This window comes from Myxococcus vastator, from assembly GCF_010894475.1.
GTDB lineage: Bacteria > Myxococcota > Myxococcia > Myxococcales > Myxococcaceae > Myxococcus > Myxococcus vastator.
In genome coordinates this window covers 1-21,855 of the sequence record NZ_JAAIYB010000056.1, presented here as the reverse complement: position 1 = coordinate 21,855, position 21,855 = coordinate 1, and the positions used below count along the sequence as shown (strand labels likewise).

Here is a 21,855-nt window from a genome sequence, read left to right as displayed (position 1 = left end):
GCCATGCCCCTGCCCTTCTTCCAGAAGCCGCCCCGGCGGCGGCCAAGGCCCCTGCCCCGCCCGGCGCGGCGGGAGCGGCGCTCGCGCGGCGTGGCGCTCATCATCGCCATTGTCTCCATCGCCATCCTGACGGTGATTGCCACCGACTTCGCCTACAACAGCCGGGTGGACCTGCAGCTGGCGGCCAACCAGCGGGACGAGGTGCGCGCCTACTACCTGGCGCGCTCGGGCATCTCCCTGTCACGGCTGCTGCTGCGCTTCCAGAAGCAGGTGGACCAGACGCCCATCCCCAACCCGGCGGCCATCCTGGGGCAGCTGGGCATCGGCGGCACGCCGCAGGCCGGGCAGGTGCAGCCCTCCTCGCTCAACATCCAGCTCTTCAAGATGGCGCGCGTGGACTGCCACATGCTCCGCGGGCTGGTGAAGAACGACGGCGCGGGCGGCGGAGAGCTGTCCGCGCTGGAGCCCGAGCAGGACGACAACTTCAAGCTGGATGACGAGGACGCGGACCCGGCGGCGCGCGAGGTGGCCTCGGAGATGACCATGCGCTCGTTCGGCGGCTTCGAGGGCTGCTTCCTGGCCACCATCACCGACGAGGAAGAGAAGCTCAACGTGCACCGCCTCATCGCGGGCGCCGGCGACGCGCGGCCCACGGCGCTGCGGCTCATGGACATGATGGCGGACCCGCGCTTCGAGTTCCTCTGGGAGCGGGATGACGCCAACAACGTGCGCAGCACGCCCCAGGACGTCCTGCTGGCCCTCAAGGACTGGGCGGACGACGACCGGACAGGCTCGGCCTTCAACCCGGTGGACCCGGTGAATCCGCTGCCGGGTGGGTTCTCGGATGAAGGCGCGTCCTACAGCCGTTATGAACCCAGCTATCAGCCCAAGAACGCGCGCTTCGACAGCGTGGACGAGCTGTACCGGGTCCACGGCGTCAACGACCAGTTCATGTCGGCGTTCCGGGACCGCCTCACCGTCTATCCGGACATCAACCGCCGGCCCAACATCAACACCGATGACCCGGTGATGATGGGGCTGGCCATCATGTCGGTGGCGGACCAGACGCGGCCGGACCCGCGCCTGAGAGATCCGGTGTTCCTCAACGAGCTCATCGAACGGGTGCGCGCCGCGCGCATGTTCAGCTTCTTCGGGATGTCCGTGCAGGACTTCGTCGCGGTGGTGGAAGCGGCGGGCATCCTGGTGGACCCGGCCGTGAAGTCCAACGTCGCGGGCAACCGGCTCGTGGGCGACAAGAGTCAGACCTTCACCATCAAATCTGTGGGAGAAGCGGGCAACGTGCAGAAGACGCTGACCGCCGTCATCCGGCTCGACGACACCCTGGGCCGGCTCCTGTACTGGAGAGAGGAATAGCATGGCCCGTATCCTTGGCCTGGACCTCGGCAGTCACGCCGTGAAGGGCGTGGTGCTGGAGGCGAAGACGAAGACGCACACCACCCATGGGTTCGCCGAGGTCCGGCGTGCCCAGGAGGGCGAGCGCGCCGACACGCTGCGCGCCGCCGTGCAGGAGCTGCTGGGCCAGCTCCCGCCGGGCAACGTGGACCAGATTGTCGTCGCCCTGCCCAGCCCCGCGCTCACCACGCACGCGCTGAGCCTGCCCTTCTCCGACGCCCGGCGCATCGAGGCGACGCTGCCCTTCGAGATTGGCAGCCTGTTGCCCTTCGACATCTCCGACGTCGTCTACGACTACCAGGTCGTGGGCTTGAAGGACGGCGAAGGCAAGGACAAGGCCAGCGACCTGCTGGTGGGCGTGGTGCGCAAGGCGGAGCTGGCGGAGCTGCTGGCGCTGCTGTCCGAGCTGAAGGTGGACCCGCGCATCGTCACGCACCCGGGCCTGGCCTACCAGAACCTGTTCCAGCAGCACCCGGGCCTCTTCCAGGGCACGGGTGAAGGCGGCGCGGTGGCCATGGTGGACATCGGCCACGAGCGCACCTCCGTGTCGGTGGGCAAGCCGGGTGAGGGCGTCCAGTTCGCGCGCACCTTCTCCGGTGGCGGCAAGGACTTGAGCAAGGCGCTGGCGACGGAGTTCCAGACGTCGCTGGCGGAGGCGAACCACTGGAAGGAGCAGCACGGCGCGGTGGCCAGCGCGGCCCAGGGCCCGGACGCGGAGCGCGCGGCGGCGGCCTTCGTGCGCGGCCTGCAGCCGCTGCTGCGCGAGCTGCGCCCCACCCTCAAGGCCTTCACGGCCCGCACCCGTCAGCAGGTGGGCGCGGTGGTGTTGTGCGGCGGCACGGCGAAGCTGCCGGGCCTCGCCGAGCAGCTCTCCCGGGACTTGAACCTGCCGGTGCGGGTGCTGGCGCTGCCCGCGGACGCGAAGCCGATTCCCGAGGCGGAGCAGCCCGTGGCGGCCCAGGCGTACTCGCTGGCCCTGCGCGGCAACGCGGCGGGCGTGCGCGCGCCGCGCTTCAACCTGCGCCGGGGCGAGTTCGCCTTCAAGGGCGACTTCGACTACGTGAAGGACAAGCTGGGGCTCCTGGCGTCCTTCGCGGCCACGCTCATCCTGCTGCTCATCGCGTTCGGCGTGGTGCGCAACTCCGTGCTGGCGCGGCGCGAGGCGCAGGTGGACGCCGTGCTGTGTGACACCACCCAGCGAATCCTGGGCCGGTGCGAGAAGGACTACAACCGCGCGCTCAACATGCTCGCGGGCGTGGAGAGCCCGGCGGCGGCGCTGCCCCGGCTGACGGCGGTCAACCTCCTGGCGGAGGTGACGGGGCGCGTGCCGGAGGACATGCCGGTGAAGTTCACCCGCATCCAGATTGATTTGGGCCGCGTCATCCTCGAGGGCGAGACGGACTCCTCGAAGCAGATCGACACGCTGTCCAACGCCATCAAGACGCACGACTGCTTCAAGGACGTCCGGCAGGGCAAGGTGGAGAAGACCCGGGACGGCAGCAAGATGTCCTTCCGCCTGGACGTGCAGGTGCAATGCCCCGGTGAGCAGGGCGGAGAGAGCTGACCATGGCCAAGCTTCAGGAAGTCTTCGCCCCCATCCAGACGTGGTTCGAGCGGCTCAGCGAGCGCGAGCGCCGCATGGTGTCCATCGCCGGCGCGGCGGTGCTGGTGTTCGTCCTGTTCGCCGTGGTGATGACGTTCACCAACAGCGCGTCCGGGTACCGCAAGCGCACCGAGGAGAAGCTGAGCAAGCTGCAGGAGGTGAACACGCTGGCCGCCAGCTTCCGCGAGGCGCAGGCCAACCGTCAGTCGGTGGAGCAGCAGCTCACGTCCAGCAACGTGCAGCTCATCAGCTACATCGAGGACAAGGCGACGCTGGCCGGCCTCCAGGTGCCCAACATGACGCCCAAGGGCGAGGTGGGCATCGGCGACGGAAATATCGTGGAGAGCGCCGTGGAGCTGACCTTCACGGACGTGGACCTGCGCAAGCTGACCGACTTCCTGCAGACGGTGGAGAGCGGCCCGGGCGTGGTGAAGGTGAAGCTGTTGCGCATCGAGCCGCGGCCCGCGTCGGACACGCTGACGGCGTGGACCACTGTCGCCACCTACCGGATGAAGCCCTGACCCATGTCCTCTGACTCCAAAGCCGCCCGCTGGAAGATCCTCCTCGGCTACGCCGCGTTCGCGGTGGTGGCCTTCGTCGTGGGCCTGCTCATCACCTTCCCGTACGACGCCATCCGCAAGCGGCTGGTCAGCGAAGCAGCCCAGGCGGGGCTCGCGGTGCGCATCGGCTCGCTGCGGCCTGGCCTGGCGGGCATCACCGCCACCAACGTGCGCGTGAGCAAGCCGCCCCAGCCGCTGAGCGCGGACACGGTGGCGTCGCTCGCGCAGGGCGAGGGCATGCTGGGCGCCGCGGAGCTGGGCGAGCCGCTGGTGCTGGAGAGCGTGGCGCTGCGCCCCGCCCTCTTCCCGCCGGGCCTCGCGCTGCGCGCCAGCGTCATGGGCGGCACGCTGAGCGCCTCCGTGGGCCTGCTGGGCGACACGCGCGTCAAGGTGACGGCGGACGGGCTCCAGGCCTCCGGCGGCAACCTGCCGGCCTTCACCGGCCTGGACCTGGACGGCGAGCTGAACGCGGCCCTGTCGCTGACGATGCCCAAGAACGGCGCGCAGGCGGACCTGTCCCAGGCCGACGGCGAGCTGACGCTGGACACCCGGAACATGGTCATCAAGAGCGGCAAGGTGGCCATCCCCATGGGGGGCGGCACGGCGGTGCCCATGGACCTGCCGCAAATCGACCTGGGCGCGCTCACCGGACGCATCCAGTTCGTCAAGGGCCTGGGCACGGTGGAGTCGCTGCGCCTGAAGAGCAACGAGCTGGAGGCCCTGGCCACCGGCACGCTGAAGCTGGGCAAGCGGCTGGAGTACAGCGAGCCCGGCATGGATGTGAATATCAAGCTGGACCCGGAGTTCCAGAAGCGGCTGGGCCTGGTGGGCGCGGGCGTCACCATCCTCCCGCCGGACAAGAAGGACCCCAGCTTCCGCGCCGCCCGGCTCGCCGGCTTCCTCAACCGGCCGACGTTCCTCCCGCGGCGCTGACGACCGCGTGCCCGCCGGGGCGCGGGGTTGAAAGCGGAACGCCAGGGCGTGTAAAGCGCTCACGGGCTGGACTGCACAGAGGGCTGGGATGCCGGAGCTGGTGTTCTTTCGTCGTGGCGAGGAGGTGTTGCGGGTGGGGGTGGACCGGGCACGGCTGGTGCTCGGGCGCGGCGAGCAGAGCGACGTCGCCATTCCCGACCCCGAGGTGAGCCGCCTCCAGGTGGCCCTGCTGTGGGACGGCGAGCGCTGCCGGGTGGAGGACTTGTCCGGCAAGGGCACCACCGTCGCCGGCCAGTCCATCACCCAGGGCGAGCTGCCGGACGGCGCGGACCTGGCGCTGGGCCAGTGGCGCGCGGTGTTCCGCATCAGCGGCGGCAGCGAGGGCGCGGACGTCACCACCGAGGTGGGCCACACGACGTCCGTCCAGTCCCGCGACGCGCAGGCCCCCCGCTGGCAGCCCGCGCAGGTGCGGGTGAAGCAGGGCCTCAACGAGTCCGTCCACCGCTTCACGGGTGACGGCTTCACGGCGGGCAAGGACGCCGGCTGCGACCTGGTGCTCCAGGACCGCTTCGCCTCCAGCCGGCACCTGAAGGTGACCCGCCGCGACGGCGTCTTCCACGTCGTGGACCTGCGCTCCACCAACGGGACGTGGCTGGGCCCGGCGCGCATCTTCGAGGCGGAAGTCCCGCTGCCCACCGTGCTGCGCGTGGGTGAGACGGAGCTGGTGCTGGAGCCCGCCGCGCCCGCCTCGCGCAAGGAGCCCACGGCCTTCCACGGCATCATCGGCGGCGACCCGTCGGTGCGGCAGCTGGCGGAGCTGATTGAGCGGGTGGCCCCGTCCTCCGCGGCGGTGACGATTCTGGGCGAGTCCGGCACCGGCAAGGAGCTGGTGGCCCGCGCCATCCACGCCTGCTCGCAGCGGGCGAACCGGCCCCTGGTGCCCGTCAACTGCGCGGCCATCTCCAAGGAGCTCATTGAAAGCGAGCTCTTCGGCCATGAGAAGGGCGCCTTCACCGGCGCCATGGGCGCGCGCAAGGGCGCCTTCGAAGAGGCCGACGGCGGCACGCTCTTCCTGGACGAGATTGGCGAGCTGCCGCTGGACCTGCAGGCCAAGCTGCTGCGCGCGCTGGAGGGCGGCGAAATCAAGCGCGTGGGCGCCAGCCGCCCGCAGACGGTGGACGTGCGCGTGGTGGCCGCCACCAACCGGGACTTGCTGGCGGCGGCGCGCGAGGGCCGCTTCCGCGAAGATTTGTACTACCGGCTCTGCGTCATCCCCCTGCACCTGCCGCCGCTGCGCAGCCGCAAGACGGACCTGGGCTCGCTGGCGGAGCACTTCGTGCGCACCTACGCCCCGCGGGGCCAGTCCGTGCGCTTCACGCCCGCGGCCCTGGAGCGGCTCCAGCACCACGCGTGGCCGGGCAACATCCGCGAGCTGCGCAACGTGGTGCACCGCGCGCTGCTCTTGCGCAAGGGGCCCCTCATCGACGCGGGGGACATCTCCTTCGACCAGGAGCTGAACCGCGAGACGGGCATCGCCGTGCCGGAGCTGCCGCCGGGGATGACGCTGGAGCAGATGCTGGAGAAGCTGGAGCGTCAAATCGTCGAGGCGGCGCTGCGGCGGTACAACAACAACCGCGAGCGCGTGGCCCGCGAGCTGGGCGTGGCGCGCTCCACCCTCTTCAAGCGGCTGAAGGACTGGGGCCTCACGAAGCAGGACGAGCAGGAGTAGCGGCTGTCTTCCAGGGAGGTGGGGGTGTCCGCGGATGGACGCCCCCGCCCCGGAAGACTGTGTCCCACGGTGCATGGCCCCGGAGGGCGATAGACCCTTCTGGCGGCTCGTTCGTTCCTTGTCCTGTTACGTCCATCCCGGCGTGTCAGGAGAGCACCCGTCATGCACGCATACGCGCTTCCGCCGCTGTCCGAGTTGTATACCGAGCACCGTCCTCGCGCGCTGGCCATTGCCCGACGCATCGTCGGTGACACCGCCGACGCGGAAGACGTGGTGCAGGACGTCTTCGCCCGGCTCGCCCGCCGCGCCCCTGGCTACGGCGGCCGCGCGGCGTGGAGCACCTGGCTGCACCGGGTCATGGTGAACAGCAGCATCAACTGGCTGCGGGCGCGCAAGCGCCGGGACAGGCTGAGCCACGAGGTCCAGGAGCCCCTGTCCCCGGAAGCCCTCGCCGTGGGCGCGGAGATGGAGCGCCACTTCGGTGAGGCGCTGGAGGACATCAACGAGCAGCAGCGCCAGGTGCTCTACCTGCGCGAGGTGCGCGGCCTGAGCTACCCGGAAATCGCCCGGCTGCTGCGCATCCCCGAAGGCACGGTGAAGAGCACGCTCCACCGCGCCCGCCAGCGCACGCTCTGCCTGATGGAAGAGCGCGGCCAGCAGCCCTGAGCGGGGACGGGCTCAGTCCTCGCTCTTCGAGCCGACGAACTGGTCCGACTTCTCCTTGAAGAGGACGTTGAAGCTGGTGAGCGAGCCGTAGACGCGGGTGATGTAGCTCTGCAGCTCCACCTTCTCCGCGTCCGACAGCTTCGGGTGCGCGTTGAGCTTCTGCTCCAGCACCCGGAGCCTGTCTCGCACCATGACGACCTTGTGGAACAGGTTGTCGATGGGCAGGTCCTTGGGCTGCAGCTCGGTGTTGGCGGGCACCAGCCGCATCGTGCCGCCCTCCCACTTGTTGGCCAGGGGCGGCGAGTCCAGCAAGCCAGACGCCTCCCGGAAGATGTCCATCAGCTCTTCACGCGTCATGCTCAACCCTTCCAGGTCCACCACGTCGTTGGGGTCCGCGCGGCGCCGCACCACCACCGGCGCCACGCCGCGCGCGGTCCGCTCGCGCGCGGGTGTAGCCGCCAGGGGGGCCGCGCTTCCCCGAGGCGTGTACTTGTCGCAGATGGGCGCGGACGGGGGAAAGTGGCCCCGCCACGAGTGCAGCCGGCATGCGCCCACCCAGCCCCGGCGCTCATCCACCGACTGCGGGCTGAACAGCTTGCAGTTGCCACACACGCGCTCTTCCGGCTTGAACACCGGAAAAGGAAGCGAGCCGTCCCCGGCGTCCGACATCAGCGCGTCTCTCCCGCCACCGGCGGACCCTTGCGCACGCCCAGCTCGCGCAGCAGCACGTCCGCGTCCTCCACCTGGTCCAGCATCCAGAGGATGTAGCGCACGTCCACGTTGACGTTGCGAGCCACGTCCGGGTTGTAGCCGAAGTCGTTGGCCACGTTCTCCCAGACGCGGTCGAAGTTGACGCCCACCAGCTGGCCCTTGCCGTTGACGGTGGGGCTGCCGGAGTTGCCGCCGGTGGTGTCCGCGTCCGACAGGAAGTTCACCGGGATGTCCTTGAGCTTCTTGTCCTGCCACGCGCCGAAGCGCTTCGCCTCGGCGACCTTGGAGACCTTCTCCGGGACGTCGAAGGGCTCCTCGCCGGTGTGCTTGGCCAGCATGCCCGACAGCGTCGTCTGCGGCGTGTAGAGGGCGCCATCCCGCGGCGCGTAGCCCCGCACCTTGGCGAAGCTCACGCGCAGCGTGCTGTTGGCGTCGGGGGCCACCGGCTTGCCCGCGTGCGCCAGCACCGCCTTGCGCCACTCCGGCCGCAGCCGCAGCGCGGCGCCCTGGCGCTGGTCCTTCACCTCGTCGAGCGCGGCCTGCTCCTTCGCCAGGTCCAGGCCGAACGCGAGCAGCGGGTCCTTGCGCGCCTCGAGCTGGCCCACCGACTCGGTGGCCATCTTCAGGCGCGCGTCCAGCTTCAGCACCTGGGTGCCCGCGTACATGGCGTCAATCTTCGCCAGGACGGCCTTCTCCGAGAACGTCTTGCCGAAGTGCGTGTCGACCGCGGCGATGCGCTGGTCGGCGCCCAGCGCCTGCGCGCGGCGCACGAAGGCCAGCAGCAGCTGGCGCTCGGCGGGGAGGAACAGGTTCTTCTGCTCGCGCTCCAGCCGGTCCTTGATGCGGACGTGCTCGCGCTCCATGTACTCCGGGCGGCGCTCCAGGTCCGGCTTGGCGCGCTCCGCGGCCAGCCGCGACACCGCCACCGCCAGGGCCGGGCCCCGCGCCAGGCGCGACGACGCGGCGAGGAGGAACTCACGCTCGAAGGACTTCGCGATGGCGGTCTGCTCCACGAGCAGCGCGGCCCGCGCGTCCAGCGCCGGCTGCCACTTCGCGCCCGCCTTCTTCGCCCACACCGCGACGGCGGCCTCCGCCTCGCGCTGCTTCTCCACGATGTGGCCGCGCTTCAGGCCCGCGAGCTGACCGCCCGAGTTCTTGTAGACGTTGTGCAGGCCCTTGAGCTGCGAGGCGACGGCGATCTTCCCCGCGGGGTCCTTCTCCCCTTCCGCCTCCAGGATGCGGATGGCCTCGCCGAACACATCGCGCATGCGCGGGTAGAGGCGGGACTGGCGCTCGGCCATCTCCTCCGCGAGCAGCGCGCGGTACGTCATGCCCGGGTAGCCCAGCACCATGACGAAGTCGTTGGGCTTCACGCCCTGGGTGGCCAGGGGGAAGAAGAACTCCGCCTTGTAGGGGACGTTCTTGTCGCTGTACGGCGCGGAGGTGCCGTCCGGCGCGGTGTACGCGCGGAGGATGGCGAAGTCACCGGTGTGGCGCGGCCACATCCAGTTGTCCTCCTCGCCGCCGTACTCGCCCACCGCGCGCGGCGGCGCGTAGACGAGCCGCACGTCGGTGAGCTCCACCGCGTCCACCAGCGTGTAGTTGACGCCGCCATCAAACGTCGCCACTTGGCAGCGGGTGGCGGGGCGCTTCTCGCACTCGGCGACCAGCTCCTTCTGCTTCCGCTCGATGGCCTTGTAGCGCGTGATGTCATCCGCGTTCGCGGGCACCGCGGCGAGCACCGTCTTCGTCACGTCGGTGAAGCTGCGGGGCACCTGGACGCGGGAGCCCTTGCCGGGCAGCTCGTCCTCGCGCTTGGAGGCGAGGAAGCCCTGGGTGATGAGGTCGCGCTGCGGCGTGCTGTGCTCCTGGATGACGCCGAAGGCACAGTGGTGGTTGGTGATGACCAGGCCCGAGGCGGCGATGAACGCGCCCGAGCACCCGCCGACGTTGACCGCGCCCGCGAGCAGGCCGGTGCCACGCTTCGGGTCCCAGAGCTTCTTGGGGGAGACCTGGAGGCCCTGGGCGCGCAACCACGCCGGGTCCAGCTCCAGGACCTGCTGGGGAGTCCACTTGCCTTCCCCGGCCAGAGCGGGGGCAGCCACGAGCGACAGGAGGAGGAGCGTCTTCTTCATGGTATCCCTCCCTACTCCGTCCGGCGCCCGCAAGCGACTCCCTTTGCCGTGACGCTTCGCGGCCTGGAGACCGGGCTTTCTCGTGGAAGACGCACCCGGAGGAAGTGGCCGCTGCGCGGTGGGCTTCGCCGAGGGGCGGAGGCCGACAGGCCTGTTCACGGGCAGCACCGCGCCACCACGTCCCCGTTTCGCGCAACTTCCGGACGCCTCCCGGGTTCACAGGACATTTCCCAGGAGGAATCACCCCATGAAGAAGCACGACAGAAGAATGACGCTCATCTCCGCGCGCGGGCTGCTGGCCCTGGGCCTCATCGGCTGTGGAACCGCCGAGGACGCCTCCGCCCCCCTCACCGATGCGCCCCCGGGCACCTCCCGTGCGGCCCTCACGGTGTACGAGCAGGCCGCGTTGGACACGGCCAACGCTTCCGCGAGCTGCGCGCCGCTCGGGAACTTCTACTGGGAGCTTGGCGATGGCGCGGGGCCACTCTACGGAATCCCGCGCGGCACCGGCGTGTCGGCCACGACGGTGATGCCCATCGCGTCCGCGAGCAAGTGGCTGTACGCGGGCGCCTACGTGCAGTCGAAGGGGTACGCGAACCTCACCCCGGACGAGAAGAAGCGCCTCAACTTCACCAGCGGCTACATCGACGGGAACACCACCTTGTGTGGGGACGCCGGGACGCGCGTCTCGGATTGCTACGGCCCCGCCTACAAGGACGTCTCCTACCGCCCGCTACAGGATGGCCGGTATTTCTATAACGGAGGCCACCTGCAGAAGCTGGCCCTGGACGATATCGGCGCGAGACGGGGCACGGGCGTGTTGAGCGTCATGGACTGGCTCAACGCCCGGCTGGGCACCACCCTGCCGGAGTCCGACAGCGACGTCGCCCCCGCCGGAGGCTTCTCGGGCAGCGCGGCGCACTACCGCGTCTTCCTGATGAAGCTGCTCAACGGGCAGTACGCGCTGTCCTCCAAGCTGACCGCGGATGCCGTCCCCGCCTGGCAGGGGGGCCCCGGCGTGTCCTTCACGCCGTGGACGGCGGGCACGGCGTACTACGGGCTCGGGCATTGGATTGAGGGAGAGACTGTCAATGGCGCGTGGACCGTGACGGGCCACTCCTCGGCGGGAGCGTTCGGCTTCTATCCCTGGGTGAATGCCGACAGAACCCGGTACATGCTCCTGGCCCGCAGTCGCCAGCTCGGCGCGGATGGCGAGGGCGAGAAGTCACGCGCCTGTGCCCAGGCCATCCGCGAGGCCTACCAGTCGGGCGTGCCGCAGCCGTAGCCGCCGCGCGTCCGCGCAGGCCCGGCCTCCCCGTCCCCCGCTCGGGCCCCTGACGCGGTAGTGTCACGTGTTGGGGTGTTCCAGGAGGGAGCGACCGATGCGGACCGCCAGCGGTGCACAGCTCGATTTCGGCCGGTTGGCCCTGCTCGTCCTCATGCTGGGGGTGGGCTGGTACTTCTGGGATTCGCCCGCCCTGTGGCCCATGAAGGTGCTGGTGGTGATGATGCATGAGAGCGGGCACGCGCTGACGTCCTTGCTCGTGGGGGGCTCGGTGGACCGCATCCACCTGGCGGCCAACGAGTCGGGCTCCTGCCTGTCCCGCCTGCCGCCGGGGCTGTTCGCCAGGGTGGCGGTCTACTCCGGGGGCTACCTGGGCAGCGCGGTGGCCGGCGCGGGGCTGCTGCTGGCCACCTTCCGCTTCCGGCTCCGCCGCTGGGTGCTGGGCGCCGCCAGCGTGTGGCTCACCGTCATGGGCGTGCTGTACGCGGGGGACGGCTTCACCCTGCTCTTCTGCCTGGGCACCGCCGTGGTGCTCGCGCTGGGCGCGAAGTTCCTGCCGGATGGCGCGGTGGACGCGCTGAACCTGTTCATCGCGGCCTTCACTGCACTGTATGCGCTGTTCGATTTGCGCTCGGACTTGTGGAACAGCGAAGTGCGCTCGCAGAGTGACGCGGCGCTCCTGGCAGACCTCACCTACGTGCCCGCGGTGGTGTGGGCGGCGCTGTGGTCGCTGCTCGCCATCGTCCTGCTGGCGGTGGCGGCGTACACGTCCCTGCACGCCAGGCCCAAGGGGCTCCAGATGCCCCCCGTCACGACGCGGGCGCGGCCTTGACGGCGGCGCGGGACTCGGAGCGGACGGTGGCCGCGTACATGGATACCCAACTCACGGAGCGGGCTGACGCCGCGTGCGGCAGGGTGGCGCCGCCGAGCCAGGGCACGGCGACGGCGCCATCGTTCACGCTGGCGGGAGCCAGAACCAGCGCCCATTCGAGCGGAGCGCGCCAGCGAGGAATTCGGCGAACGAGGATGCAATCTGCTCGCAGTAGTCCGGGTCCGGGAATCCTTCTCGGTAGCCATCGCGCAGGGGATACCGGCCTGCCTCTTGGTGGCTCACATCCAGGAGGATGTAATTGCTGTCCCGCGCTTCGCACAGCGCGTACCAGGACGCGGGCCCACCCTTGTCGGTGTCGTCCTGGCCCATGACGACCCGCGCGCGCTGAATCCGCGACAGGGGGAGGAACGAGAATGCCGGGTCTCTGAACGTGGGGGTTCGGGGGTCGAAGAGGTCGGCACCGTCGCAATGCAGGTAGAAGGCGCGCAGGTCCGGGTCCAGCGGCCATCCGACCCGCATCTCGAACGCTTCGATTTGCTCGGGCGTCGCAGGAGGGTTGGGGTGATGGAGGCGCGAAACCTCGGCGAGTAGTTCGGCCATCTTCATGGGCGGTGCTCACGCTCCATAGGGGTAATCAGGTCCAACCTGAGTCCATGGAGGGTTGTTCGCATAGCACTGGTTGTAGAGCCCATTCAGTGTGTCGTGAATGTCCTTGGGGAACGGAAGGATGTTCTCCCATTCTGTTGGGTTACCACCGTGCTTCAGGTCGCGGATGTGGTGGCCCGGATAGGCCAGTCCGTTCCTGTCAGACGGCCACACTCCAAAGCGGGCCGCCCACTGCCCTCTCTGCCAAGGTGAGTGAGACAGTCCGTACCCAGCAGTTTAGTGTGCAGGGCGACCCAGGCAGGGACGATGAGCGCAGTAGGTGAAGAGGCTCGGGTCAGGGAGACCGAGGTGGTGGAGAAGGCCAGGCGTCGAGGCTTCACGGCGGAGTACAAGTTGGGGGTGCTGGCGGAGGCAGACCGCTGCACGAAGCCCGGCGAAGTCGGGGCGCTGCTGCGCCGCGAAGGGCTGTACTCGTCGCTGCTGAGTGCGTGGCGGCGCCAGCGCGATGCGGGGGAGCTGTCGGCCCGCAGTCCGAAGAAGCGCGGCCCGCCGGCGAAGGTGCCCGATGCGAGCTCCCGGCGGGTGGCCGAGCTGGAGAAGCAGTTGGCCCAGGCCCAGGTGCGCCTCAAGCGCGCCGAGGCCCTGCTGGACCTCCAAAAAAAAGTTTCGGAAATTCTGGGAGTGGAACTGCCCAGGCCCGACGAGGAGCCCTGATGGCTGCGGCACTGGAGGCCGTCGACGAGCTGGGCGTGGCGCCGGTGTGCCAGGCGCTGGGCCTGTCTCGCGCTACCTTCTACCGGCAGGCCCGGCCGAAGCATGGGCCGGTGCACAGGGCTCGTCCCCCGCGAGCGCTTCTCCCCGAGCAGCGGGCCGAGGTGCTCGCGGCGCTGCACGAGCCGAGATTCCAGGACGCCGCGCCTGCGGAAGTCTACGCCCAGCTGCTCGACGAGGGGCGCTACCTGTGCTCCGAGCGCACCATGTACCGAGTGCTGGCCGAGAACCTCGAGGTGCGCGAGCGCCGCAACCAGCTGCGCCACCCCGACCACCCGGTGCCCCAGTTGCACGCGACGAAGCCCAATGAACTTTGGAGCTGGGACATTACGAAGCTGCACGGCCCGGCGAAGTGGACGTACTTCTACCTCTACGTCGTCCTGGACGTCTTCAGCCGCTACGTCGTCGGCTGGATGGTGGCGCACCGCGAGTCGGCCGCCCTGGCCCAGAAGCTGCTGGCGCAGACCTGCGAGCGCCAGGGCGTGACGCCCGGCCAGCTGACGATTCACGCCGACCGAGGCTCCTCGATGACCTCCAAGCCGGTGGCCCTGCTGATGGCGGACCTGGGCGTGACGAAGACTCACTCCAGGCCCCATGTCTCCAACGACAACCCCTTCAGCGAGGCGCACTTCAAGACGCTCAAGTACCGGCCTGACTTCCCCCAGACTTTCGGCTGCCTCCAGGACGCCCGCGGCTTCTGCGGCGACTTCTTCGGCTGGTACAACGAGGAGCACCACCACGCAGGACTCGGACTGCTCACGCCCCACGACGTGCACCACGGCCTGGCCTCCAAGCGCATCGCGGCCCGGGCCGCCGTGCTCGCCGCCGCCTACGCCGCTCACCCCGAGCGCTTTCCGCGCGGCGCACCCAAGCCGCAGGCGCTGCCCAACGCCGTCTGGATCAACGACCCCGCACGGCTGGCCAATTCACAGGAGGCCGCACAGTAATCTCACGAACTCGCTGTCTCACTCGCGTTGACAGGTTCCGCTGTTCGCGGAACCGGTCACGGATATTGTCCCACTGGGTGCGCGCCGACTGATTCGCACTGACGCTGATGGTTGAGTAGTTGCAGCAACAGTGGGTCATCCCATAGCGACTGCCGGTGTCGATGACGGTCCCCTGGTAGTCCATCTTCACATCGGCCAGCCACATGCAGCCCTGCAAGGCGTAACCACTCCCAGCGCACTTCTCGCGGCAGTAGTTCATGAGCTGGCGGCTGCACTGCCACGGACCATAGAAGATGACCGTCCGGAACTGCCCGCCACCGGGCACGTTTACGACGGGCCCCACCCACTTCCGGACCGGCACGTCAGGCCGCGTGATGGGGCCCTCGGCACACGCTGTGAAGAGGAATGCCATCAGGACGGCGAGGCGGCGCATCCGCGAAGTGTTGGCATTCAACCTTGGCATGGTGTGCGGCGAAATCACGATAGGGAATGGACTGTCTATCTCTCTGGACGGTAGTTCATGGAGGTCGACTCCACCCCTCGGTTTTCACGCAGTGACGCGGCTGGCACGCTGCCCGCGATACTTCGGAGCACGACTGAACATACCGCTGCGGGTCAACGCCTGATCGCGCAGCGCAGATGAACTGGGCGACGGCGCAGCCGCAGTGGTCGTGTCCTCCGCGGCGTGTCGTCCATGGGCTGCGCGAGCGCCAGGCAGGGCAGGAGGAGCGACAGCAGGACGGAGCACTTCGCGTGGGAGTGCATGCGCGCGGGGCACCTCGTCAGCGCACGATGCGCGCGGATGCCATGCCATCACCTCCGTGCCGGACTTCATGCTGAGCGGACCACGCGGCCACCCCAGGGGCCCCCTCGCGGCGAGCGAGCCGGAGTCACTCCCGTCGCTCGCTGTTCGGAAATGTCGGGGGTTTTGACGCCACAAAAGTCCCGACATTTCCGAACAGCTAGCCACCGGGCTGCGCGCCCGACCCAAAGGAAGGAAACGCGGTAGCCTGCTCGTGGCGTAGGCACAGAGGTCGGCGCGTCATGGGTGCAGGTGAACCCGTCGAACTGTTGGACCCGGAGCCTTGTGAGCACCCCGAATCGTCGCCATCGCGCACCCGGCGGTGCGCCAAGAAAACGGTCGCCCTCGCCTTCTCGGTCGATGAAGCCCTGGAAGTCGCGCGCTATATGGCGCCAGCAGGAAGTCCTCCCCAGCTACCTTGGAGTTGCCCGTCAAGTTCGGACAGGCTGGCGGCTCGACGATGCACTTCTGTCACACCAGTTCTGAAAAACGCTTCTTCCACTCCGCTGGCAACGTGGGCGGGCCTTTCAACTCAAGAAGCTGCCGCAAGTCGTGCTTGAAGCGCCGGAGTGCGGCGCCCAGGTCGTCCCAGGCAAACTCCGCGTTCTGCCACTCGGGGTGCGGGGCGCCACCACCTATGCCGGCGACGATGGAGAGGTGAAGGGACGCGTCAGTGCGCTCGAAGAGGAAGGCGGGGTCGCCCTGCTCGCACGAGTCGAGGGTGTAAGGCTGTCTGTCGGAAAGTGCCGCTACGGCCCCGGTGAGTTCGTCCCACCACTGCCCGAGGCACACATCGTCCGCCCCCCAGAAGCCCATGCACGGTACGCGTCGCTCGCCGATGGTCCACGCCCATTCACCATGAACGTGAGGCTCATCTTCGCAAAGCGCTGCCAGGGGCCGCCGCTCATTGCCCTCGCCGGGCACATGGGCGCTGCGGAGTTCAAGCTGCATCGATGGGGAGCCTGACGACATCAGCCGACCTCCGCGGGAGAGGCGCCTGCGACCACCGCCCTGCGAAACTCGCGTGGCGAGCGCATTCCGAGCCCCTTGTGAGGGTACATCGAATTGTAGTCTTCGAGCCAGGCCGGCAGTTGCGCCAGGACGTGGGCGGCAGAATGCAGTTCGTGCACGTAGTCGCGCCTGAAGGTCTTCACGAAGGCCTCCGCCATGCCATTGCTCTCCGGCGAGTACGCGGGCGTGGTGCACATCAACAGCACCAGGGAGCGGCTGAACTCGCTGTGTCGTGCGCGGTGTAGACGGGGCCATTGTCCGAGAACCACTCCACCGGGTGCGGCACCCGTATGGTGCCCGGGCCGAAGCGCGCCTCCACCGTCTCGGCCATCAGGTCCTGGATGGTGAGGCTGGTGGGGTACTCCGCGGAGGTACGGTACGCGATGACCTCCCGGTCGCAGCAGTCGAGCGAGAGGACTACCTGCACCCGCTCGCCATTCCAGCAGCGGATTTCGAAGCCATCCGAGCACCAGCGCAGGTCGCTCTTCAGCGTGGTGACGGTGCCCGCGTGCGTGCACGTGGGCTTGCCCGTGTGCCGCTGGAGGAGCAGCCCGGCATCCCGCACGAGGCGGTACGCCCGCTTGTGGTTGACGGGTGGAGTGTTAGCGCCACGTCATCGATGCGGAGATGGTGACGGCCCTGGTGCGAAAACCTCCGCAGGGCGCGGTCATGGTGTTCCCCACCTGGAGCGGCGCTGCCGGCTGGGTGGTGCCACCTTCACGTTGACTTCCCCCGGGCGGATGGAGAAGCACCACAGCTTCCCCCGGGCCAGAGACCTGGCGGAATCATTCAGGGATAGAGGGAGCAGCATTCCAGCTCATGGGCGGGCCCATTCGCGCCTACCATTCCAAGCCAGGGACTTGAGAGATTGCGTACATGATGCGGTTCTTCTGGATACGCGAGGAGCGGACACCACCCTTCAACGGCAGCTTCAATGCCACGCACAAGTGGCGCCTGCCAGGCGTGAAGTGCAACGCATGTGGAGTGACGTGGGGTGGAGCCGGGCACCAGTACCCATCGGTGGACCTTTCTCACCTGCCTGAACGGTCTCGCTTCGTGCGCCCCTGGCCTGTTCCCGTTTCGGAGCTCGCGCAACTGAGAGAGCGGATTCGCCCCTGGGTGCCCTCCGGCGTGCAACTTCCGCCGGGCACGCAACTGGGGCCTCTTGAGGGCACCGCCTCTGGGAGATTCGGCCCACTGACATCACAGGGGGACATTCTGTGGCTCGTGCGGCGAGATGCTCTTGAGCGCCTCCAGGCTCAAGGCATCAAGGGACTGCTCGGCTGCAAGACGGAATTGCGGTTCCGCCAGAAGGAGCCCCCGGAGTTGCTGGAACTCCAAATCGAACCTCGCGGCCGACTTCATCCGGACTGCCTTCCATCGGACCTTGCGCCGCCATGCGACGCCTGCGGCCGGGTCGCGCTTCGATTGCCGGACGAGCCCCTTCTCGACGCTGCATCCCTGCCCGTCGACCGCGATGTCTTCCGCGTAGGTGACTACGCCACCGTCATCGTGTGCACCGAACGGTTCATGGAGACCGTGCGCCAGCTCGGTTTGGAAGGAATGGCCTTTCGCGAGCTTCCTACTCGCGGATGACGTGGGGAGTCCGCCGTCGTTCAGAAGTAGCGCCCGCGGGCCAGACGGCGTCACGCCGGACACAGCGGCCCCACCCACAATCGCACGCATGCGTCCCGTGGGTTGTCGCGCGAAGGCCGCCGCCTCATATCGAGGCCTCCAGCCCGCGAGCGGCCTTGGGCCGCGGCACGAGGAGAGACGATGAGATTTCCTGGCACGTGGCGCGCGAGGCTTCGCGGCGGACTCCTGCTGGCCGGCGTGTGCGCCGTGGGAGGCACGCTCGTCACCCAGGGCGGCTGCGCGGCCACGCCCGACAGCGCGGTCCGCGCGGCCATCCCCTTGTCGCCCACCCCGCTCTACGGCAAGTTCGTCTGGCACGACCTCGTCACCGACAACCCCGCCGCCGCGAAGCGCTTCTATGGCGACCTGTTCGGCTGGGAGTTCGTGGACCTCCGAGGCGGCCGCCGCCCCTACTCCCTCATCCGCGCCCAGGGACGCTGGATTGGCGGCATCGTCCATCCCGCGAACGCGGCCGAGAAGCGCGCAGGCGCGCTGTGGCTCGGCTACCTCTCCGTGCCCGACGTGGACCGCGCCGTCACCGAGGTGAGCGCCCGCGGCGGCAAGGCGCTCGACGGGCCCATCGACGTGCGGAACATCGGCCGGGCCGCCGTGGTCTCCGACCCGCAAGGCGCGGCGGTGGGCTTCGTGCGCTCCCAGCCCGGAGACCCAGCCGACACGGGCGTGCCCGACGAGGGCCAGTTCTTGTGGATGGAGTACCTGGCCCAGGACCCCGTCGCCGCGGCGGGCTTCTACAAGGAGCTCCTGGGCTACGAGGTCCGCGAACGCCCACTCGGCGGCGGGCCGCACTACGTCCTCGCCCAGGGACAGCATCCCCGAGGCGGCGTGCTGGCCAACCCGGTGAAGGGGGCGCGCCCCAACTGGCTCACCTATATCCGCGTGAAGGACCCCGCGGCGCTCGCGTCACGGGCCCAGGCCCTGGGGGGCCGCGTGTTGCTGGCCCCGTGCCCGGAAGCGCGGGGCGGCTCGCTCGCGCTCATCGCCGACCCGAGCGGCGCGGTGCTCGCGCTCCAGCGCTATCCCTTCGAGACGTCCAAGGCCGCAACGGCGCCGTGATGCGCCACTCTCAAGGAGAACCCCACATGCGTCTGCGTCGACACACATCCCCCCGCTCGCTGTCCTGGGCCTTCCTGATGGCGGGAGCCCTCCTGACGTCCGGCTGTACGGAGCAGCCCGCGGGCGTCGGACTCGGCTTCACCACACCGTCGCCCTGGAACGCGGCGCCTCAGATGGAAATCACGACCACCTGGAACGGCGGTCCGATGTACTGGACGTCGCCCTGAAAACGGCCTCCCCGGAGGCGGGCGGCGGACCTCACCGCCGCGCCTCCGGGGAGCCGGCGCATCACGCCTGCGGGGCGTGCACGCCGTTGGACAGCTCGTTGCGGACGACCTCGGACACGCGCTCGCGGACCATCTCGCCCACGCGCTCGCGGACGTCGGCGCTCACGCTCTCACGCACCGCGCTCGCGATGCGCTCGGGGTCGACGGCGCCACCACCGCTGTGCTGCATCGGCGGCGCGGACGGACCGGCGCGCATCGCCTCACCGAGCGCGGAGCGGACGGCCTCGGGGAGCTGCGAGCGGAGCGCCGAGTCCAGCTCCGAGCGCATGCTGCTGATGAGCCGCTCACGCAGCGAGTCCGCCAGGCGGCCGCGGATGGCGTCCGCCAGCCGCTCCACGTCGTAGCCGCCCTGCCCCATCATCCCGCCCTGGCCCATCGTGCCCCGGTGACGGGCCATGGCGCCGCGCAGCAGCTCGCCCATGCGCTCCCGCAGCACCTCGCGGACGCGCTCGCGGACCGCCGAGTTGATGCGCTCACGGAGCCCCTCGGACAGCCGGTCCTGGAGGGTCATCGCGATGCGATCGGGGTCGAACGAGCCGGCCGCCATGCCGCCCCACTGGCGCGTCATGACGCCGCGGAGCCCGTCGGCCAGGCGCTCGCGCAGGGACTCGCGCACGCGCTCACGCAGGCTGTACACCAGGCCCTCGTGGAGGGCCTCCGCCAGGCGCCCACGGAGGGCGTCCGCCAGCCGCTCCGCGTCGTGGGGGCTGAAGCCGGGCACGCGCTCCGACATCACCGCGCGCAGCGTGTCCGCCAGCCGCTCGCGCAGGGCCTCGCGCACGCCGTCATGCGCGGCGGTGTTGATGCGCTCGCGCAGGGACTCCAGCAGCCGGGTGCGCACCGTCTCCGCCAGGCGCTCGGCATCCGGGCCGCCGAAGCCGTGGGAGGACATCTGCCACTGCTCGATCATCCCCGCGCGCACGCACTCGGCCAGCCGCTCGCGGATGCCGTCGCGGATGCGCTCGTGCACCACGGAGGCGATGCGCTCGCGCAGCGTCTCCGCCAGGCGGGAACAAAGCGCGTCCGCGATGCGCTCCGGCTCCGGCATCCCGTAGCCCTGCTGCATCATCCCGTACCCCTGCGGCATGCCGCCGCCGCGCTCGGACATCGCGTGGCGGATGGCCTCCCCCACGCGCTCACGCACCTCGCGGCCGAGCCGGTCCTCAATCGTGGAGACAATCTGCTCGCGAACGGCTTCGACGACCCGCTCCTTCAGCGACTCACCGAACATCTGCTGCGACTGGGGGGAAAGCTGCTCCTGAAACATGAGAACGCTCCTGACTCGACGCCTGGACTGCGAGGAAACACGGCAGGCGAAAACCCCTCTCCTGCCGGGCGCGATTCAATAGACAGGCACGCACTCGGGGTAAACGTGTCGTCGGTGTGAGAGCGCGTTGGGCGCCAGACACCGGAGGCGCGGGCGGCTACGTGCGCGGCCGCATGCGGAACGCGACGAAGGCGTCCACGCTGTCGAAGGCGAAGTACGGGTTCTTCCGCCGCACCGTCTCCATGGACGTCACTGGCACGTCCCCATAGTCGTGTCCTGGATACAGCTTCGCGCTGTCAGGCACCTTCGCCAGCACCTGGGACAGGGAGCGGTACATCTCCTCCGGGTCGCCGCCGCTCATGTCACACCGGCCGCATCCATTGATGAACACGGTGTCCCCGGACACGAGCGCGTCACCGGCCAGCAGGCAGTGCGAGCCCGGCGTGTGCCCGGGCGTGTGCAGCGCCTGGAACGTCTCTGTCCCCACGCGCACCTCGTCCCCCGGCCCCAGGGGCCGCAGCGCGCCGCCCAGCTCGCGCAGCTCCGGGGAGAACTGGACCTCTTCACGCTGCGCGAACACCGGCACGTCCCACTTCGACAAGAGGTCCGACAGGCCGTTGATGTGGTCGAAGTGGCAGTGCGAAACGAACGCGCCCACCACGCGCTTGCCGTCCTGCTTCACCGCCTGCTCGATGGCCGCCACGTCCCACGCGGGGTCCACCACCACCACCTCGTCCGAGTGCCGGGGGCCCACCAGGTAGACGAAATTGTCCATGGGCCCGAGCTTGAGCTGCCGCACGTACGGTTCACGCATCGCGAAATCCTCCCCGTCAAAAGCCCCACTCTAACGTCCGGGACTTGAAGCGGCGGGCCCCTTCCCCCTTGAATAGGTCCTTTTGCCTCTGGGGAGGTCTCCACGTGAAGCGCCCATTGCTCCTCTGCACCCTGCTCGCCGGCACCGCCTTCGCCGCCAAGGAGCGCGCCACCTTCCGCTACACCGCGCCTCCGGAGGGGGAGCGTCCCGTCATCGTCAACGCCGTCATCGGCCCCCAGGGCAGTGACTTCGCCATGCGCCTGCGCTTCGACAAGGTGCCGTTTGGAGACGCGTGCAAGAACCGCTGCGCCAACACCACGCTGCTGCTGGACACCGACAACAGCAAGCAGACAGGCCTGCGCCTGGCGGCGAAGAAAGCGCCCGGCAACGGCGCCGACGTCGCCGTCGTCATCCAGGGCGTGCGCGACTACGCGAGCCAGGACGGCGCCCCCGCCGCGAGCTGGCTGAGGGTGAAGGTCCGCCTGCTCGGCAGCGAGGCCTCCTCCGTGGATGACGGCGAGCTGCTGGCCGAGTTCAACCACCGCCAGGACCCCGAGCGGCTCCACGTGGACGGCGAGACCATCTACCTGCTGGTGGACGCCACCAGCGCCGCCCTGCCCTCCGCCCGGAAGGCCCGCGTCGTCTACCAGCCGCCCGGCGCCAAGCCGCTCCAGGCCACCATTCCCGGGATGATTGGCGGAGGGAGCGGCAAGGGCGTGCGCATCTTCAAGGACGGTTCGTGGGGGAAGGCCCGCGACGCGACCCCCTAGGGCG

The 21,855-nt window shown here is 69.4% G+C and carries 22 protein-coding genes; 13 read left to right on the top strand and 9 right to left on the bottom strand.

All coding sequences use genetic code 11. The features are described from left to right. The first annotated feature begins 3 nt into the window (after positions 1–3). The 6 genes from G4D87_RS08445 to G4D87_RS08420 all read left to right on the top strand — a co-directional run bounded on the left by G4D87_RS08445 (position 4) and on the right by G4D87_RS08420 (position 6,904). A complete protein-coding gene (locus G4D87_RS08445; RefSeq protein ID WP_163780733.1) occupies positions 4–1,374 on the top strand; it encodes a type II secretion system minor pseudopilin in 1,371 nt (456 codons plus the stop codon). 1 nt (position 1,375) lies between these two features. After that, positions 1,376–2,977, top strand: coding sequence for a pilus assembly protein PilM (gene pilM / locus G4D87_RS08440; protein ID WP_163780732.1), 1,602 nt, complete (start codon positions 1,376–1,378; stop codon positions 2,975–2,977). Between the two features lie 2 nt (positions 2,978–2,979). Then, positions 2,980–3,537: a type II secretion system protein M gene (locus G4D87_RS08435; protein ID WP_163780730.1), complete on the top strand. Its 558-nt coding sequence runs from the start codon at positions 2,980–2,982 to the stop codon at positions 3,535–3,537. Positions 3,538–3,540: 3 nt separating this feature from the next. Continuing rightward, entirely contained in the window at positions 3,541–4,509 is a 969-nt protein-coding gene (gene gspN, locus G4D87_RS08430; RefSeq protein ID WP_163780728.1) for a type II secretion system protein GspN, read from the top strand. 88 nt (positions 4,510–4,597) lie between these two features. Then, the gene (locus G4D87_RS08425; protein WP_163780726.1) at positions 4,598–6,238 is read left to right on the top strand and encodes a sigma 54-interacting transcriptional regulator; all 1,641 of its coding nucleotides are present in this window, start codon (positions 4,598–4,600) and stop codon (positions 6,236–6,238) included. A gap of 162 nt (positions 6,239–6,400) precedes the next feature. Then, entirely contained in the window at positions 6,401–6,904 is a 504-nt protein-coding gene (locus G4D87_RS08420; RefSeq protein ID WP_163780725.1) for an RNA polymerase sigma factor, read from the top strand. A 12-nt stretch (positions 6,905–6,916) separates the two neighbouring features. Here G4D87_RS08420 and G4D87_RS08415 read toward each other — a convergent pair whose 3' ends face one another. Both G4D87_RS08415 and G4D87_RS08410 read right to left on the bottom strand, forming a co-directional pair. Continuing rightward, entirely contained in the window at positions 6,917–7,573 is a 657-nt protein-coding gene (locus G4D87_RS08415) for a DUF8685 domain-containing protein (RefSeq protein ID WP_163780723.1), read from the bottom strand. After that, positions 7,573–9,750 carry a S46 family peptidase gene (locus G4D87_RS08410; protein ID WP_163780721.1) on the bottom strand — a complete coding sequence of 726 codons (2,178 nt, stop codon included), beginning with the start codon at positions 9,748–9,750 and terminating at the stop codon, positions 7,573–7,575. The genes G4D87_RS08415 and G4D87_RS08410 overlap by 1 nt, the downstream gene beginning before the upstream one ends. Positions 9,751–9,997: 247 nt before the next feature. Here G4D87_RS08410 and G4D87_RS08405 point away from each other — a divergent pair, with 247 nt between their 5' ends. Both G4D87_RS08405 and G4D87_RS08400 read left to right on the top strand, forming a co-directional pair. Next, positions 9,998–11,035: a hypothetical protein gene (locus G4D87_RS08405; protein ID WP_163780719.1), complete on the top strand. Its 1,038-nt coding sequence runs from the start codon at positions 9,998–10,000 to the stop codon at positions 11,033–11,035. Between the two features lie 97 nt (positions 11,036–11,132). After that, positions 11,133–11,867 carry a M50 family metallopeptidase gene (locus G4D87_RS08400; RefSeq protein WP_163780717.1) on the top strand — a complete coding sequence of 245 codons (735 nt, stop codon included), beginning with the start codon at positions 11,133–11,135 and terminating at the stop codon, positions 11,865–11,867. Here G4D87_RS08400 and G4D87_RS08395 read toward each other — a convergent pair. Both G4D87_RS08395 and G4D87_RS08390 read right to left on the bottom strand, forming a co-directional pair. Further along, complete coding sequence (locus G4D87_RS08395; RefSeq protein ID WP_163780715.1) at positions 11,845–11,994, bottom strand: hypothetical protein; 150 nt, start codon at positions 11,992–11,994, stop codon at positions 11,845–11,847. The genes G4D87_RS08400 and G4D87_RS08395 overlap by 23 nt on opposite strands. Continuing rightward, on the bottom strand, positions 11,991–12,473 hold the full coding sequence (locus G4D87_RS08390; RefSeq protein WP_163780713.1) for an SMI1/KNR4 family protein: 483 nt from the start codon (positions 12,471–12,473) through the stop codon (positions 11,991–11,993). Before G4D87_RS08390 ends, G4D87_RS08395 begins: the two co-directional genes overlap by 4 nt. 306 nt (positions 12,474–12,779) lie before the next feature. Between G4D87_RS08390 and G4D87_RS08380 the strand changes: the two genes are divergently transcribed. After that, positions 12,780–14,191, top strand: a protein-coding gene (locus G4D87_RS08380) for an IS3 family transposase (protein ID WP_240358107.1) whose coding sequence is annotated in 2 segments (ribosomal slippage) — positions 12,780–13,137 and positions 13,137–14,191 — 1,413 coding nt in all. Because the reading frame shifts where the segments join, the coding sequence is not laid out codon by codon here. 1,273 nt (positions 14,192–15,464) lie between these two features. Here the strand turns inward: G4D87_RS08380 and G4D87_RS08375 are convergent. The 3 genes from G4D87_RS08375 to G4D87_RS40210 are packed head-to-tail and all read right to left on the bottom strand — an operon-like array spanning position 15,465 to position 16,569. After that, positions 15,465–15,944, bottom strand: coding sequence for a hypothetical protein (locus G4D87_RS08375; protein ID WP_163780708.1), 480 nt, complete (start codon positions 15,942–15,944; stop codon positions 15,465–15,467). A 20-nt stretch (positions 15,945–15,964) separates the two neighbouring features. Beyond that, entirely contained in the window at positions 15,965–16,201 is a 237-nt protein-coding gene (locus G4D87_RS40215; RefSeq protein ID WP_371928506.1) for an integrase core domain-containing protein, read from the bottom strand. After that, positions 16,201–16,569, bottom strand: a complete 369-nt coding sequence (locus G4D87_RS40210) for a DDE-type integrase/transposase/recombinase (protein WP_163780704.1) — start codon at positions 16,567–16,569, stop codon at positions 16,201–16,203. Before G4D87_RS40210 ends, G4D87_RS40215 begins: the two co-directional genes overlap by 1 nt. A 311-nt stretch (positions 16,570–16,880) precedes the next feature. On the opposite strand from G4D87_RS40210, the gene sitI6 reads away from it, so the two are divergent. The 3 genes from sitI6 (at position 16,881) to G4D87_RS08350 (ending at position 18,940) form a co-directional block, all read left to right on the top strand. After that, positions 16,881–17,600 carry a SitI6 family double-CXXCG motif immunity protein gene (sitI6, locus tag G4D87_RS08360; RefSeq protein WP_163780702.1) on the top strand — a complete coding sequence of 240 codons (720 nt, stop codon included), beginning with the start codon at positions 16,881–16,883 and terminating at the stop codon, positions 17,598–17,600. A gap of 180 nt (positions 17,601–17,780) precedes the next feature. Continuing rightward, a complete protein-coding gene (locus G4D87_RS08355; protein WP_163780700.1) occupies positions 17,781–18,713 on the top strand; it encodes a VOC family protein in 933 nt (310 codons plus the stop codon). Between the two features lie 26 nt (positions 18,714–18,739). Next, on the top strand, positions 18,740–18,940 hold the full coding sequence (locus tag G4D87_RS08350; RefSeq protein ID WP_163780691.1) for a hypothetical protein: 201 nt from the start codon (positions 18,740–18,742) through the stop codon (positions 18,938–18,940). A gap of 61 nt (positions 18,941–19,001) precedes the next feature. Here the strand turns inward: G4D87_RS08350 and G4D87_RS08345 are convergent, their stop codons facing one another. Further along, positions 19,002–20,267: a DUF445 domain-containing protein gene (locus tag G4D87_RS08345; RefSeq protein WP_163780698.1), complete on the bottom strand. Its 1,266-nt coding sequence runs from the start codon at positions 20,265–20,267 to the stop codon at positions 19,002–19,004. Between the two features lie 157 nt (positions 20,268–20,424). After that, on the bottom strand, positions 20,425–21,081 hold the full coding sequence (locus tag G4D87_RS08340; RefSeq protein ID WP_163780696.1) for an MBL fold metallo-hydrolase: 657 nt from the start codon (positions 21,079–21,081) through the stop codon (positions 20,425–20,427). Positions 21,082–21,185: 104 nt separating this feature from the next. On the opposite strand from G4D87_RS08340, the gene G4D87_RS08335 reads away from it, so the two are divergent. Continuing rightward, positions 21,186–21,851, top strand: a complete 666-nt coding sequence (locus G4D87_RS08335) for a hypothetical protein (RefSeq protein WP_163780694.1) — start codon at positions 21,186–21,188, stop codon at positions 21,849–21,851. Positions 21,852–21,855 lie beyond the last annotated feature (4 nt).

What these genes read in the sequence shown, in the direction of transcription:
- G4D87_RS08340 (WP_163780696.1), bottom strand. Translation starts at nt 21,081, where the DNA reads ATGCGTGAACCGTACGTGCGGCAGCTCAAGCTCGGGCCCATGGACAAT.
- pilM (WP_163780732.1), top strand. Translation starts at nt 1,376, where the DNA reads ATGGCCCGTATCCTTGGCCTGGACCTCGGCAGTCACGCCGTGAAGGGC.
- G4D87_RS08425 (WP_163780726.1), top strand. Translation starts at nt 4,598, where the DNA reads ATGCCGGAGCTGGTGTTCTTTCGTCGTGGCGAGGAGGTGTTGCGGGTG.
- G4D87_RS08345 (WP_163780698.1), bottom strand. Translation starts at nt 20,267, where the DNA reads ATGTTTCAGGAGCAGCTTTCCCCCCAGTCGCAGCAGATGTTCGGTGAG.
- G4D87_RS08355 (WP_163780700.1), top strand. Translation starts at nt 17,781, where the DNA reads ATGAGATTTCCTGGCACGTGGCGCGCGAGGCTTCGCGGCGGACTCCTG.
- G4D87_RS08415 (WP_163780723.1), bottom strand. Translation starts at nt 7,573, where the DNA reads ATGTCGGACGCCGGGGACGGCTCGCTTCCTTTTCCGGTGTTCAAGCCG.
- G4D87_RS40215 (WP_371928506.1), bottom strand. Translation starts at nt 16,201, where the DNA reads ATGTGCACCACGCCCGCGTACTCGCCGGAGAGCAATGGCATGGCGGAG.
- G4D87_RS08350 (WP_163780691.1), top strand. Translation starts at nt 18,740, where the DNA reads ATGCGTCTGCGTCGACACACATCCCCCCGCTCGCTGTCCTGGGCCTTC.
- G4D87_RS08400 (WP_163780717.1), top strand. Translation starts at nt 11,133, where the DNA reads ATGCGGACCGCCAGCGGTGCACAGCTCGATTTCGGCCGGTTGGCCCTG.
- gspN (WP_163780728.1), top strand. Translation starts at nt 3,541, where the DNA reads ATGTCCTCTGACTCCAAAGCCGCCCGCTGGAAGATCCTCCTCGGCTAC.
- G4D87_RS08420 (WP_163780725.1), top strand. Translation starts at nt 6,401, where the DNA reads ATGCACGCATACGCGCTTCCGCCGCTGTCCGAGTTGTATACCGAGCAC.
- G4D87_RS08445 (WP_163780733.1), top strand. Translation starts at nt 4, where the DNA reads ATGCCCCTGCCCTTCTTCCAGAAGCCGCCCCGGCGGCGGCCAAGGCCC.
- G4D87_RS08405 (WP_163780719.1), top strand. Translation starts at nt 9,998, where the DNA reads ATGAAGAAGCACGACAGAAGAATGACGCTCATCTCCGCGCGCGGGCTG.
- G4D87_RS08390 (WP_163780713.1), bottom strand. Translation starts at nt 12,473, where the DNA reads ATGAAGATGGCCGAACTACTCGCCGAGGTTTCGCGCCTCCATCACCCC.
- G4D87_RS08375 (WP_163780708.1), bottom strand. Translation starts at nt 15,944, where the DNA reads ATGCAGCTTGAACTCCGCAGCGCCCATGTGCCCGGCGAGGGCAATGAG.
- sitI6 (WP_163780702.1), top strand. Translation starts at nt 16,881, where the DNA reads ATGATGCGGTTCTTCTGGATACGCGAGGAGCGGACACCACCCTTCAAC.
- G4D87_RS08435 (WP_163780730.1), top strand. Translation starts at nt 2,980, where the DNA reads ATGGCCAAGCTTCAGGAAGTCTTCGCCCCCATCCAGACGTGGTTCGAG.
- G4D87_RS08410 (WP_163780721.1), bottom strand. Translation starts at nt 9,750, where the DNA reads ATGAAGAAGACGCTCCTCCTCCTGTCGCTCGTGGCTGCCCCCGCTCTG.